This is a genomic window from Halopseudomonas salegens, assembly GCF_900105655.1.
Lineage (GTDB): Bacteria > Pseudomonadota > Gammaproteobacteria > Pseudomonadales > Pseudomonadaceae > Halopseudomonas > Halopseudomonas salegens.
In genome coordinates this window covers 2,201,549-2,214,478 of record NZ_LT629787.1, presented here as the reverse complement: position 1 = coordinate 2,214,478, position 12,930 = coordinate 2,201,549, and the positions used below count along the sequence as shown (strand labels likewise).

The following is a 12,930-nucleotide window of genomic DNA, read 5'->3' as shown; positions in this document are numbered from 1 at the left end:
AGCCGATACAGTAAGCATGTATCACACAGCGCAGGAATTGGTCGTTATGAATGCCTACACCGCAATGAAGCAGTACCAGACCGTAAACGTGAACGCCCAGGTCAGTGAGGCAGATCCGCATCGGTTGATCCAGATGTTGATGGAAGGCGGTTTGCAGCGTATTGCGCAGGCCAAAGGTGCAATGCAATATGGCAATACCCCGCTGAAGGGCGAGTTGATTGGCAAGGCAGTGGCGATTGTCGGTGGTTTGCAAGACGCGCTGGACCTGAAGCAGGGCGGTGAAGTGGCGGCCAGTCTGAATGAGCTGTATCAGTTTATGCAGCAGCGTTTGTCGCAGGCCAATATGAACAATGACCCGGCATTGCTGGATGAAGTGGCAAACTTGCTGCGTGAAGTCAAAGAAGGCTGGGATGGTATTCGCCAGTCCTGAGGAGAGCTGTCATGGCTGTGGCCGTTAAACAGTTGGAAGATACCCATAAAGCGCTGATCAGTGCTGTACAGGCTGGTGACTGGGAGCAGGTGGCCGAGCTGGATATGCTCACACGCGATCTGGTAGCCGAAGCTGTCAGCCAGCCAAAACGCGATGATCAGGCCTTGGCCGACGCGCTGGATAGCCTGCTGGAAACCTACCGCGAAGTCATTGCCTTGTGTCAGGCGGTTCAGGGCAAACTGGCGGAAGAAATGCAGGGCCTGCAACGCAGCCAGCAGGGCGCCAAGGTGTATCAGTTGTTCGAATAAGCTGAATTGTGGTTGCAAAAGGCAGACTTCGGGTCTGCCTTTTTTGTGGGCTTATATTTTTCTGGCCCAGTCGCACTGTCACCGCGATGCCGCAGCTTGTGGCGGTCCATAGTGTATGTGCGCAGGGTGGCGCTGGATTTGCCGCGACTATTTACATTTTATTGCGCCAAGTATTTGACTCGAACGACAAATCTGCCTATTGTTGGGCTACTAACAAGACATCATGGCGCTGCGCTATTACGCAATTACGCAATTACGCAAACGGTGCCACCCACGTGATCAAGGACCAACAGTCCCCCTATGTTGCCGAATAACCATATTCTGCTGATTGAAGACGACGCCCAGAACCGCCATGACCTGAGTGTCATACTCGGATTTTTGGGCGAGGAGTCCGTGATCACTACCTCTGCGGCCTGGCAGGACGCGGTGAATACCGATGCCTTGCAAGCTGCTTCTTTCAAGTGCGTGATTATGGGCGACTGCAACCTGGGTGATGGCTTGCAGGCCCTGCTGACGGAACTGGACCGTTGGGACAGCAATCTCCCTGTCGTGCTGGTTGATCCGGCGCAGGCGAATAACTGGCCGGATCACTTGCGTCAGCGCCTGTTATCGGTGCTTGAGCCACCCTTGAGCTACAATCAGCTGCTTGACAGCCTTCACCGTGCGCAGGTTTACCGCGAGATTTTTGACGAGCGCAAGAGTCCGATGCGCCAGCGCGAACCCAACCTGTTCCGCAGTCTGGTTGGCACCAGTCGACCGATTCAGGGCGTACGCCAGATGATGCAACAAGTGGCGGATACTGAGGCCACGGTACTCATTCTCGGCGAGTCGGGTACCGGCAAGGAAGTTGTGGCGCGTAACCTGCACTACCATTCCGGTCGCAAGCACAAGCCCTTTGTGCCGGTCAATTGCGGCGCCATTCCGGCAGAGTTGCTGGAAAGCGAGCTGTTTGGCCATGAGAAGGGCGCTTTTACCGGGGCGATTACCTCGCGCGCCGGGCGTTTCGAGCTGGCTGAGGGCGGCACGCTGTTCCTCGACGAGATCGGCGATATGCCGTTGCCGATGCAGGTCAAGCTGCTGCGCGTGCTGCAGGAGCGGACTTTTGAACGGGTTGGCAGCAACAAGGTACAGACAGCGGATGTGCGCATCATTGCTGCCACGCACAAAAATCTGGAAAACATGATTGAGGCCGGTAGCTTCCGTGAGGATTTGTTCTACCGTCTGAATGTATTTCCGATCGAGATGCCCGCCATGCGAGAGCGCATTGAAGACCTGCCACTGCTGCTCAGTGAATTGATCACGCGCATGGAAACCGAGAAGCGCGGCTCCATTCGATTCAGTACCTCGGCGATCATGTCACTGTGTCAGCATGACTGGCCGGGTAACGTACGTGAGCTGGCCAACCTGGTTGAGCGCATGGCGATCATGCACCCTCACGGCGTCATCGGCGTGCATGAGTTGCCACGAAAATTCCGTTATGTGGAAGATGATCACCAGGACCTGCGTCAGTTGTCGGATGAGGGTGACGAGCGTGGTGATGCCTTCAATGGCTTGGTCGGGCTCGACAGTCCGGCCTTTCTGCCCCCGGAAGGGCTTGACCTGAAAGATTATCTGGGCGGCCTGGAACAGACCCTGATTCAGCAGGCACTGGATGAATGCGGCAGCGTGGTCGCGAGGGCTGCCGAACGCTTGCGTATTCGACGTACCACACTGGTGGAAAAGATGCGCAAGTACGGTATCAATCGCGACTGATTTTGTTGCCCTGTCGGTTCAGCGCAGCAAACCGGGCAGGTTATCCAGATCGGGTTGGTCGATCTGCTCGGCCGACATGAAGCGGCGGGCATACTGCAGATACGCACCACTGCGCACAAAAATGGTAAACAGCTCCGCATCCAGTCGCCCGGCAGCGGCATGGCGACCAATGATGCTCAGTGCCTGAGAGAGCGGCATGCCTTGTTTGTAGGGCCGGTCCGGGGCGGTCAAGGCTTCAAAGATATCCGCAATCGCCATGATACGGGCGCGCACGCAAAGCTGTTCGGCGCTCAATTTGCGCGGATAGCCACTGCCATCCAGGTGTTCATGATGATTGCCGGCAATTTCCGGTACCTGCTGCAGATTGCGCGGGTAGGGGAGTGAATGCAGCATGCGGTTGGTGACCACGATGTGATCACGCATGATCGCCAGCTCTTCCGGCAACAGAGTGCCACGCCTGATCGACAGGTTGGCCAGTTCGTCTTCGCTCAACAGTGTGCGCTGCCGACCATCTGGCCCGCACCACTTGATCTCGGCCAGTTTTTCCAGGCGTTGCAGATCGGCAGTATCCAGCTGTTCCCCGCCCAGATTGATCTGGCGCATGAAACCCAGATCAGCATCCGCTTGCGTCATTGCAGCCTTGCAGGATGCTGTCGGGCTGGCAGTGCCATGCTGGCGCAGGTCAGCCAGCAAGAGGGCGGACTGGTATTCGCGCACACGGCTGGCAACCAGCTCGATACGGTCAAACTGCTGCTCCAGCTTGCGTCCCTTGTCGATAATGGCCTCAGGCGTGGTGATCTTGCCGCAGTCATGCAACCAGGCGGCGATTTTCAGTTCATACAACTGCTGCTCGTTGAATGCCACATCGGCATAGGCTCCCTCACGGGAATCGCATACCGCGTCGGCCAGCAACATGGCAATTTCCGGAACCTTCTGGCAATGGCGCCCGGTAACGGGGGATTTGTAGTCAATGGCCTCGGCGATCAGCTTGATAAAGGACTCGAACAGGGTCTTTTGCGCGTTGATCAGTTCGCGCTGAGTGAGAATAGTGGCGGCAATGGCGCCAAGGGCCTCGAGCAGATAGCGTTGTTCAGCGCGAAAGGCGACCACCTGCCCATCGGCATCCAGTGCATTGATCAACTGCAATACGCCAATAACCTGGTCTTCATTGTCTTTCAGCGGTACGCAGATAAATGAACGCGAGCGGTAATTCAGTTGCCGATCAATCTGGCGGGTGCCAGTCAGGTCAAAGCGGTGATCCTGGTAAGCATCGTCAATAACGATGGTTTCGCGGTCCTTGAAGGCCCGCACGACGACCAGGCGTGAAGCGCTCCCTTCCAGATCATCCAGAGGTATTGGCGCCAATTTGACCGAGCTGTCGTCCAGGCCAAGGCTGCGGTTACGCAGAACATGAAAGTGAAGGTGGTTGTGCTGCTGAATGTACAGGGTGCCGCCATCGCTGTTCAGCAGATCCATGGCGGATTCAACCACCTGATCCAGCAGTCGCTGAGCATCGTGCTCGCTGCTCAAAGCCCGCGTCAGTCGTGACAGGTGCGTAGCGACGTCCAGCGCGTTGTCCAAGTTGTTCATGTCGACCTCAAAACGACCACAGCGTACTGCTTGGGGTGATGATCTTATACCGCTGCTGTGGTTCGCCGCGACTGTAAAATTTATGGCGGGTAAAAAATGACGCGGCAGCCGGTCGGTTGCCGTCTGTTTTCTGACGCAGTCATGTTTTTAATCTTTCAAGTCATTGATTTAAAAGAAATCAGAATGGGTGGCACAAGCCTTGCTTTATCACCGTAAAGCCATTTATTTTGATCAGAGGTTTGACATGGCCGCCAAGCAGCGCCGTTTGTCCCAACAGCCCCATTTACCCGCTGATGATCTGCCAGCCGAGCAGCTCGAGCTGGAACGTGCCCAGGCATTGCTGGGCCGGGTTACCGAGCGTCTGGGAGCTTCCGAGGCCTTGCTCGAACGGCAATTGGGCACCCTGCGCGCACAATTGGCCGAAGCGCACGCGCAACGTGCCGAAGAAGCAGCCGAGAATGGTCGACTGGCGGCACGCCTGCAGAATTTGCTTGATCTGTTGCCAGGTGGTGTCGTGGTGCTGGATGGCCAGGGCCGCGTGCATGAAGCCAATCCGGCAGCCTGTGAATTACTCGGCGAACCTCTGGAAGGGCAGTTGTGGCGCGATATTATCAATGAGCGCTTTGCCCCTCGCGATGATGACTACCATGAAGTTTCCCTGCGCAGTGGACGCCGGGTTTCTCTCGCCACACGTTCCCTGCGTGGTGAGCCGGGGCAACTGATCCTGCTCACCGATCTGACCGAAACCCGTGAACTGCAGGCAGAGTTGGCGCGGCATGAAAGGCTCTCTGCCCTTGGTCGTATGGTGGCCTCACTGGCACATCAGATTCGCACGCCGCTGTCGACGGCGTTGCTTTACGCGAGCCATCTGACTGATCCGGGTCTGGCTATAGCCCATCGTCAACGTTTTGCCGATCGCCTGAAAGGCCGCTTGCAGAGTATTGAGCACCAGGTGCGGGACATGCTGTTGTTCGCCCGCGGGGATTTGCCTCTCCCGGATCAGCTGACTCCAGCTGACTTGCTGGCGGCCTTGCAGCAGCAGGCTGAACCCGTGCTGGATCAGGCCTCAGCCAGCTGTCGCTGGGTGGACTTGTGTCCAGCCGGATCGGTGCTGCGCTGTAATCAGGCCACACTGCTCGGGGCGATTCAGAACCTGCTGGACAATGCCATGCAAGCCGTTGGCCCGGGTGCACACCTGAAGGTCGCTCTGCGTGAGCTGGAAGGTCAGTTGAGCCTTACCGTAGTGGATACCGGCCCCGGGCTGAGCAATGAACAGCTGCAGGGATTGGGTGAGCCTTTTCAAAGCCATCGAGCCAATGGGACCGGTCTGGGTCTGGCGGTGGTCAAATCCGTTACCCGCGCCCACGGGGGCAGTTTCTTCCTGCGCAGCAAGCCGGGTCGTGGTACCTGTGTGGAATTGTTGTTGCCACTGCAACACACCGGGCAACAACGGGAGGCAAGTTGAATGCACGCCGCTAAAATGATTGAACCACAGACCGGCGCACAACCGTCCGTTCTCTTGGTGGAAGATGATGCCAGCCTGCGCGAAGCACTGGCTGATACATTGAGTCTGGCCGGGTACCCGGTGCTGGCGGCCGAACAGGGTGAGGCGGCTTTGCACCTGCTCAGGCAACATCCGGTCTCCATGGTGGTCAGTGATGTCAACATGCCGGGTATGGATGGGCACGCGCTGCTGCAGGTATTGCGTGCCGAGTATCCGCAGTTGCCGGTACTGTTGATGACGGCTTACGGCACGGTGCAGCGGGCCGTTGACGCCATGCGCGCCGGAGCGGTGGATTATCTGGTCAAGCCCTTTGAACCGGATGCGTTGCTGACGCTGGTGGCCCAGCATGGCTGCGGTCGCCTGCAAGCAGACACCGACGGGCCAGTGGCAGAAGAGCCATCCAGCCAGCAACTGTTGCAACTGGCTGCACGGGTTGCGGCGAGTGATTCTACCGTATTGATTTCCGGCGAGTCCGGTACCGGCAAGGAAGTGCTGGCCCGCTATATTCATCAGGCATCTCCGCGCGCAGAGCAGCCGTTTATTGCCATCAACTGTGCGGCGATTCCTGAGAATATGCTGGAAGCAACCCTGTTCGGCCATGAAAAGGGCGCCTTTACCGGCGCAATTGCCGCCCAGCCGGGCAAGTTCGAGCAGGCCAATGGGGGCACCATGCTGCTGGACGAAATCTCTGAGATGCCGCTGGCCCTGCAGGCCAAGTTGTTGCGTGTGCTTCAGGAGCGTGAGGTGGAACGTGTCGGCGGGCGCAAGTTGATCAATCTGGATATCCGCATTCTGGCTACCACCAATCGCGATTTGCTGGCAGCGGTGCAGGCCGGTACTTTCCGTGAGGATCTGTACTACCGCTTGAGTGTGTTTCCTTTGCAGTGGCAGCCACTACGCGCCCGACCGGGCGACATTGTGCCGATTGCCGAACGTCTGCTGGGCAAGCATGCGCGTAAACTCCAGCAACCACGCGTGCGCTTTGCCGCTGATGCCGTCGAGGCCCTGCGCAGTCATGCCTGGCCCGGCAATGTGCGCGAGCTGGATAATGCCGTGCAGCGTGCGATGATTCTACAGCAGGGCGGGGTGATTCATGCCCAGGACCTGTGTCTTGACCTGCAGCCGGGACAAGCAATGACGGCGGCTCCCGCCAGTGCCAATTATTCGACGGCTGCCGAGGCCAAGCCACCTGCAGCAAGCGGTCAGGGTGATCTGGAGCGCGGGGTGAAAAAAACCGAGTACCAGATCATTGTTGATGTGCTGCGCGCCGAAGGCGGTAGTCGCAAAGACGCCGCCGAACGCCTGGGCATCAGCCCGCGGACCTTGCGCTACAAGCTGGCGCAGATGCGTGAAGCGGGGTTTGATGTGGCGGTATAGCTTGTTGGTCGTTTGATGATTCTCTCTCCCTCAGCCCTCCTGTCTCACGACAACCCAGCAAAGCTCCTCTCCCCTGGCGGGAGAGGGGTTGGGGAGAGGGGGCTGCCTGCTCACTCCCCCCTTATTCCATCCCTGACTCAACTTGGCACTCTTCTTGCTGCACTACTCTCAAAGCAATAGTCGCCGTCAATTTTTTGCGACTGGGAGGCAAGCATGACCCAGATTAGCCAGGGTGTTGAATTCAATCGTCTGATGATGCAAATGCGCGCCATGCAGATGGAAGCCACCGGCAAGCCGCAGGCTCCTGCAGCGCTCGAGCAGGGTCCGGACAAAGGCAGTGAATTCTCCGAGGTAATGCGTGGAGCGCTGGACAAGGTCAATGAATTACAAAAAACTACCGGTGATTTGCGTACCAGTTATGAAATGGGCGAGGCCGGTGTTGACCTGACCGATGTCATGATTGCATCACAAAAATCATCGGTTGCCATGCAGGCAACAGTACAAGTTCGCAACCGTATGGTCAGTGCGTACGAAGAAATCATGCGCATGCAGATTTGATTCATACTCTGACCCGCGTAGTATCCCTCGCCAGCCGAGTTTGAGGATTGACCCATGGAAAGCCCAGCCACTGCCAACACCCCAGCGACCCGCCCGGAGGCCGATGCCAGCCCTGGTCGCAAGCCATTGATGGGGCTGACCTTTCTGGACAATCTGGCCAGTTTGCCGATGCTCAAGCAATTCGGCTTGCTGATCGGGTTGGCTGCCAGTGTGGCGATCGGGTTTGCCGTGGTGCTCTGGTCGCAGGAGCCGGAATGGCGCCCGTTGTACAACAATATGGAAACCTATGATGCCGGGCAGGTGGTTGAGCTGTTGCAGCAGAGCCGGATTCGCTACCGGGTAGAACCCAACAGTGGTGCTCTTCTGGTCCGCAGTGAAGATATGTCCGCTGCGCGCATGACCATGGCGCAGGCCGGCATTACCCCGACCGACCGCAACCTGGGTTTCGAGATTCTGGATCGTGATCAGGGCTTTGGCAGCAGCCAGTTCATGGAAACTACCCGCTACCGCCGAGGGCTGGAAGGCGAGCTGGCGCGGACCATCTCAAGCATGAGCAACATACGCGGTGCGCGGGTTCATATCGCCATGCCGCGTTCGACGGTTTTTGTGCGCGATGATCGCCGTCCCAGTGCTTCGGTCTTGCTGGAAACCTTCGGTAACCGCCGTCCGGAGCCGAGTCAGGTGATGGCCATCGTCAATCTGGTCGCGACCAGCGTGCCTGAACTGAGCAAGGATGAAGTGACGGTGGTCGACCAGGCTGGCAATTTGCTGTCAGACCAGGCCGAACTGAGCGAGTTGACCATGGCTGGGCGTCAATTCGATTACACCCGTCGACTGGAAGATACCTACACACGCCGGGTGCACAATATCCTGCAGCCGGTGCTCGGCAATGGCCGTTACAAGGCTGAAGTGTCTGCGGATGTCGATTTCAGTTCGGTTGAGTCCACCTCGGAGATGTTCAGTCCCGAGTCCGCCCTGCGCAGTGAGCAGGTCATGTCCGAGGAGCGTACAGGGGGTGCCCAGGCCCAGGGTATCCCGGGAGCCTTGGCCAATCAGCCTCCGGGAGCCGCTCAGGTGCCCGAACAGGTCATCGATCCGGATACCGGTGAGCCGGTTCTGCCGCCACCGCCGAGCAATAGCCGCGAACAGGCTACACGTAACTATGAACTGGATCGACAGATCAGTTATACCCGTCAGTCTCAGGGTCGCTTGCGTCGCTTGTCTGTCGCCGTGGTGGTGGATGATCCGGTGCAGGTCGATCCGGATACCGGGGAAGTGATCAGCACGCCGCTGACCGAAGCCGAGATTACGCGTTTTACCCGCCTGGTACAGGATGCTGTCGGCTTTGACGCCACCCGGGGTGACAGTGTCAGCGTGATCAATGCCCCCTTCGTGCCGGAAGGCGAGGTGGAGCCGATTGCGGAAATTCCTTTCTGGTCGCAGCCCTGGTTCTGGGATGTCGCCAAGCAGATTCTGGGTATACTCTTTGTATTGGTCCTGGTATTTGGTGTGCTGCGCCCGGTATTGAAAAACCTGACCAGCGGCTCGCGCAGTCAGGGTGGTGAGTACCCGATGGCACTGCCGGGTGGCGGCAGTATGGGCAGCGATGGTTTTGATGATCTGAGTGAAGACCAGGTCAGCCTGTCCGGTCCGGCGTCTGGTCCGGTCATGTTGCCACCGCCAACCGCCGGTTATGAACAACACCTGAATGCGATCAAGGGGCTGGTCGCAGAAGACCCTGGCCGGGTCGCTCAGGTCGTCAAGGATTGGGTCAACGCCGATGAGTGAAGACACAAAGAAAGTCACGCAAAAGATGTCGAAGCTGGACAAGGCAGCCATTTTTTTGCTCAGTCTGGGTGAATCCGACGCCGCTGCGATCCTCAAGCACATGGGGCCGAAGGAAGTGCAGCGAGTGGGCAGCGCGATGGCGGGTATGCGCACCGTGCAGCGCGAGCAGGTACAGGGCGTGATGAGCGAGTTTGTGGAGCAGGTCGGTGAGCAGACCGGCCTGGGGGCAGGCGCTGACGGTTACATCCGCACCATGCTGACGCAGGCTCTGGGCGAGGACAAAGCCAATAGTCTGGTGGATCGTATCCTCCTGGGTGGCAGCACCTCGGGCCTTGACAGCCTGAAATGGATGGAGCCTCGAGCCGTTGCTGATGTGATCCGTTACGAGCATCCACAAATCCAGGCCATTGTGGTGGCCTATCTGGATCCGGACATGGCGGCCGAGGTGGTCAGTTATTTCGATCCCAAGGTGCGTCTCGATGTGCTCTTGCGCGTGTCGGCCCTGAATACCGTACAGCCCTCGGCACTGAAAGAACTGAACGAGATTCTAGAGAAACAATTTGCTGGCAACTCGAACACCACGCGTGCGGCCATGGGCGGCATCAAGCGCACAGCCGACATCATGAATTACCTCGAAAGCAGCACCGAAGCGCAATTGATCGAGCAGATCCGTGAGATCGACGAAGATCTGTCAGGCAAGATCGAAGACCTGATGTTTGTGTTTGACAATCTGGCCGATATTGACGATCGAGGGATTCAGGCGCTACTGCGTGAAGTGTCTTCGGAAGTGTTGATCATTGCCCTCAAAGGCGCCGACGAGGCAGTCAAGGACAAGATTTTCCGCAACATGTCGAAACGTGCGTCTGAGTTGCTGCAGGATGACCTGGAAGCCAAGGGACCGGTGCGCATCAGCGAAGTCGAACAAGCGCAGAAAGAAGTGCTGACCATTGCCCGCCGCATGGCGGATGCCGGTGAAATCGTGCTCGGTGGCAAGGGCAGCGAGGAGATGCTGTAAATGGCCGGTAAGGATGACAGCGACCTGATTCGCGGCCAGCACCCTTCGGCCTTCAGCCGCTGGAGCCTGCCCAGTTTTGACGAGGCACCGCATTATGTGGCGCTGGATCGCGAGCAGGAAGAGGCGGCTCAAGCTGATGAAGACCCAGCCGAGGCAGAGCTGGAAGAGGTCGAAGCCCCGCAGCCGTTCACCGTCGAAGAACTCGAACAGATCCGGGAAGAGGCCTACAACGAGGGTTTCGCTACCGGCGAAAAAGACGGCTTCCATTCCGGCCAGCTCAAAGGGCAGCAGGAAGCCCGTGACAAGCTGGATGGCCGGCTGGTCGAGCTGGAAAACCTGATGAGCAACCTGATGCAACCCATGCAAAATCAGGACGCGCAAATTGAAGAAATGCTGCTCATGCTGGTTCAGCAGACCGTGCGCAGCGTGATCCAGCGTGAACTGGAAACCGACTCGAGCCAGATTCTGCATGTGTTGCGCGGCGCGCTGAAAAGCTTGCCGATGGGGGCGGATAATATTCGCATTTACCTTAATCCCGCCGACTTTGAAGCCGTCAAGGCGCTCCGTGAGCGGCATGAAGAAAACTGGCGGCTGCTCGAAGACGACCAGTTGCTGCCGGGTGGTTGCCGGGTGGAAACCGAACACAGCCAAATTGATGCCAGCCTGGAAACCCGGCTGGAACAGGCGCTGACCCAGCTGCAAGACCAGCATCAGGAACAGCGTGCGCATCCCGTTGCACCGGATATGGATGCACTGAGCCCCTTGCCGGAAAGCCCCGGTCATAGCGATAGCCATGAGTAAGTTCGAGCGCGCCAGTTTCGCCCGCCGCCTGAGTGCCTATCGTGATGTGGTGCAACTGGCCTCTGCCCCGGTGGTAGAAGGTCGTTTGATCCGTATGGTTGGTTTGACGCTGGAAGCCGAAGGCTGCAAGGCTTCGGTGGGTAGCCGTTGCCGGGTGATCAGTGAATCCTTGCAAGGTATCAGTGAAATTGAAGCTGAAGTCATGGGCTTCGCCGGCAACAAGACCTACCTGATGCCAGTCGAAAGTGTGCAGGGTTTGCAGCCGGGCGCGCGCGTTGTACCCAGCTCCGGTAGCGGGCGCCTGCCGATGGGCGTCAGTATGCTCGGACGCGTGGTGGATGGTATCGGGCGCCCTCTGGATGGCGCCGGTCCGATCATGGCTGCGGATATGGTCGACCTGAACGGGCCGGTGATCAACCCGTTGAAACGGCACCCGATCGAACAGCCACTGGATGTCGGCATTCGCTCGATCAATAGCTTGTTGACTGTCGGCCGTGGCCAGCGACTGGGGCTGTTTGCCGGTAGTGGCGTGGGCAAAAGTATGTTGCTGGGCATGATGACCCGTTTTACCGAAGCGGATATCACCATTGTTGGCCTGGTGGGTGAACGTGGTCGTGAGGTCAAGGAGTTCATTGAGCAAATCCTTGGCAAGGAAGGCATGGCTCGCTCGGTGGTGGTTGCCTCGCCGGCCGATGACGCGCCCTTGATGCGTCTGCGTGCGGCCATGTATTGCACGCGAATTGCCGAATACTTTCGGGATCAGGGCAAGAATGTGCTGCTGTTGATGGACTCACTGACCCGCTTTGCCCAGGCCCAGCGGGAAATTGCCCTGGCCATTGGCGAGCCGCCCGCCACCAAGGGTTACCCACCATCCGTGTTTGCCAAACTACCGCAGCTGGTTGAGCGTGCGGGCAATGCGGAAGAGGGTGGCGGCTCGATTACCGCGTTTTACACGGTGCTGTCCGAGGGTGATGACCAGCAGGATCCGATTGCTGATGCCTCACGGGCAATTCTTGACGGTCATGTGGTGCTGTCGCGCCGGCTGGCTGAAGAAGGCCATTACCCGGCAATTGATATTGAAGCCTCGATCAGCCGTGCCATGCCGCAGATTGTATCCGAGGATCACCTGCAAAAAGCGCAACTGTTCAAACAGACCTACGCGCGTTACCAGCAAAGCCGCGACCTGATCAGTGTCGGTGCCTATTCTGCCGGTTCCGACCCCTTGACCGACAAGGCCATTGCCAAAATGCCGGCAATGCAGGGCTTTTTGCGTCAGGGGTTGACTGAAAACGTGTCCCTGGAAGATAGCCAGCAGCAACTGCAACAGATCATCAGCCATGAGTGAAAGCCGTATCCGCCGACTCCAACCGGTGCTTGATATGGCGCTGGAAGAAGAGCGCAAGGCAGCCGGCATGTTGGGTAAGTGTCAGCAACAACTGGAAGATGCCAATGCCCGCCTGCGAGATCTCAACTACTATGCCGACGAGTATCAGCGTGGCTGGGCCGAGCGTGGCGCCCAAGGGGTGAATCGGCAGTGGCTGCTTAACTACCAACAGTTTCTCGGCCAGATGCAGAGTGCTGTCGCCCAGCAGGAGCAAACCTTGCAGTGGCATGAGCAAAGCGTTGACAAGGCCCGAGCCAATTGGCAACAGCGTTACCAGCGCGTTGAGGCGTTGCGCAAGCTGATTGAGCGCTACCGCGAAGAGGCGCGCGTCAGGGCGGATAAGCAGGAACAGAAAATGCTCGATGAGTTATCCCAACGGGCACACAGTGTCAGCCGACGCGAAAGTTGAGCATTGGCGGAAAA

General features: G+C 58.1%; 12 protein-coding genes. 11 read left to right on the top strand and 1 reads right to left on the bottom strand.

Annotated features, from left to right (window positions below; translation table 11 throughout):
- Nucleotides 1-46: 46 nt before the first annotated feature.
- The 3 genes from fliS (at nt 47) to BLU07_RS10030 (ending at nt 2,490) form a co-directional block, all read left to right on the top strand.
- Nucleotides 47-430, top strand: a complete 384-nt coding sequence (gene fliS / locus BLU07_RS10040) for a flagellar export chaperone FliS (protein ID WP_092386539.1) — start codon at nt 47-49, stop codon at nt 428-430.
- Nucleotides 431-441: 11 nt separating this feature from the next.
- Nucleotides 442-738 carry a flagellar protein FliT gene (locus tag BLU07_RS10035; RefSeq protein WP_092386537.1) on the top strand — a complete coding sequence of 99 codons (297 nt, stop codon included), beginning with the start codon at nt 442-444 and terminating at the stop codon, nt 736-738.
- A 300-nt stretch (nt 739-1,038) separates the two neighbouring features.
- Nucleotides 1,039-2,490 (top strand): sigma-54 dependent transcriptional regulator, encoded by a 1,452-nt coding sequence (locus tag BLU07_RS10030; protein WP_092386535.1) that lies wholly within the window; start codon nt 1,039-1,041, stop codon nt 2,488-2,490.
- 18 nt (nt 2,491-2,508) lie between these two features.
- Here BLU07_RS10030 and BLU07_RS10025 read toward each other — a convergent pair whose 3' ends face one another.
- A complete protein-coding gene (locus BLU07_RS10025) occupies nt 2,509-4,080 on the bottom strand; it encodes an HD-GYP domain-containing protein (protein WP_092386533.1) in 1,572 nt (523 codons plus the stop codon).
- 244 nt (nt 4,081-4,324) lie between these two features.
- On the opposite strand from BLU07_RS10025, the gene BLU07_RS10020 reads away from it, so the two are divergent.
- The 8 genes from BLU07_RS10020 (at nt 4,325) to fliJ (ending at nt 12,916) form a co-directional block, all read left to right on the top strand.
- Nucleotides 4,325-5,545: a sensor histidine kinase gene (locus tag BLU07_RS10020; protein ID WP_092389762.1), complete on the top strand. Its 1,221-nt coding sequence runs from the start codon at nt 4,325-4,327 to the stop codon at nt 5,543-5,545.
- A complete protein-coding gene (locus tag BLU07_RS10015; RefSeq protein WP_269434154.1) occupies nt 5,546-6,961 on the top strand; it encodes a sigma-54-dependent transcriptional regulator in 1,416 nt (471 codons plus the stop codon). It abuts the gene before it with no gap.
- Nucleotides 6,962-7,183: 222 nt separating this feature from the next.
- A complete protein-coding gene (gene fliE / locus BLU07_RS10010) occupies nt 7,184-7,519 on the top strand; it encodes a flagellar hook-basal body complex protein FliE (protein ID WP_092389758.1) in 336 nt (111 codons plus the stop codon).
- 54 nt (nt 7,520-7,573) lie between these two features.
- Entirely contained in the window at nt 7,574-9,307 is a 1,734-nt protein-coding gene (gene fliF, locus BLU07_RS10005) for a flagellar basal-body MS-ring/collar protein FliF (RefSeq protein WP_092386531.1), read from the top strand.
- Complete coding sequence (gene fliG, locus BLU07_RS10000) at nt 9,300-10,322, top strand: flagellar motor switch protein FliG (RefSeq protein ID WP_092386529.1); 1,023 nt, start codon at nt 9,300-9,302, stop codon at nt 10,320-10,322. Before fliF ends, fliG begins: the two co-directional genes overlap by 8 nt.
- Nucleotides 10,323-11,123 (top strand): flagellar assembly protein FliH, encoded by an 801-nt coding sequence (gene fliH, locus BLU07_RS09995; RefSeq protein WP_092386527.1) that lies wholly within the window; start codon nt 10,323-10,325, stop codon nt 11,121-11,123. It abuts the gene before it with no gap.
- Entirely contained in the window at nt 11,116-12,468 is a 1,353-nt protein-coding gene (gene fliI / locus BLU07_RS09990; RefSeq protein ID WP_092386525.1) for a flagellar protein export ATPase FliI, read from the top strand. The genes fliH and fliI overlap by 8 nt, the downstream gene beginning before the upstream one ends.
- Nucleotides 12,461-12,916 carry a flagellar export protein FliJ gene (gene fliJ / locus BLU07_RS09985; protein ID WP_092386523.1) on the top strand — a complete coding sequence of 152 codons (456 nt, stop codon included), beginning with the start codon at nt 12,461-12,463 and terminating at the stop codon, nt 12,914-12,916. Before fliI ends, fliJ begins: the two co-directional genes overlap by 8 nt.
- Nucleotides 12,917-12,930: the final 14 nt, after the last annotated feature.

Coding starts and splice junctions, on each gene's coding strand:
- fliS (WP_092386539.1), top strand. CDS start 47: ATGAATGCCTACACCGCAATGAAGCAGTACCAGACCGTAAACGTGAAC.
- BLU07_RS10035 (WP_092386537.1), top strand. CDS start 442: ATGGCTGTGGCCGTTAAACAGTTGGAAGATACCCATAAAGCGCTGATC.
- BLU07_RS10030 (WP_092386535.1), top strand. CDS start 1,039: ATGTTGCCGAATAACCATATTCTGCTGATTGAAGACGACGCCCAGAAC.
- BLU07_RS10025 (WP_092386533.1), bottom strand. CDS start 4,080: ATGAACAACTTGGACAACGCGCTGGACGTCGCTACGCACCTGTCACGA.
- BLU07_RS10020 (WP_092389762.1), top strand. CDS start 4,325: ATGGCCGCCAAGCAGCGCCGTTTGTCCCAACAGCCCCATTTACCCGCT.
- BLU07_RS10015 (WP_269434154.1), top strand. CDS start 5,546: ATGCACGCCGCTAAAATGATTGAACCACAGACCGGCGCACAACCGTCC.
- fliF (WP_092386531.1), top strand. CDS start 7,574: ATGGAAAGCCCAGCCACTGCCAACACCCCAGCGACCCGCCCGGAGGCC.
- fliG (WP_092386529.1), top strand. CDS start 9,300: ATGAGTGAAGACACAAAGAAAGTCACGCAAAAGATGTCGAAGCTGGAC.
- fliH (WP_092386527.1), top strand. CDS start 10,323: ATGGCCGGTAAGGATGACAGCGACCTGATTCGCGGCCAGCACCCTTCG.
- fliI (WP_092386525.1), top strand. CDS start 11,116: ATGAGTAAGTTCGAGCGCGCCAGTTTCGCCCGCCGCCTGAGTGCCTAT.
- fliJ (WP_092386523.1), top strand. CDS start 12,461: ATGAGTGAAAGCCGTATCCGCCGACTCCAACCGGTGCTTGATATGGCG.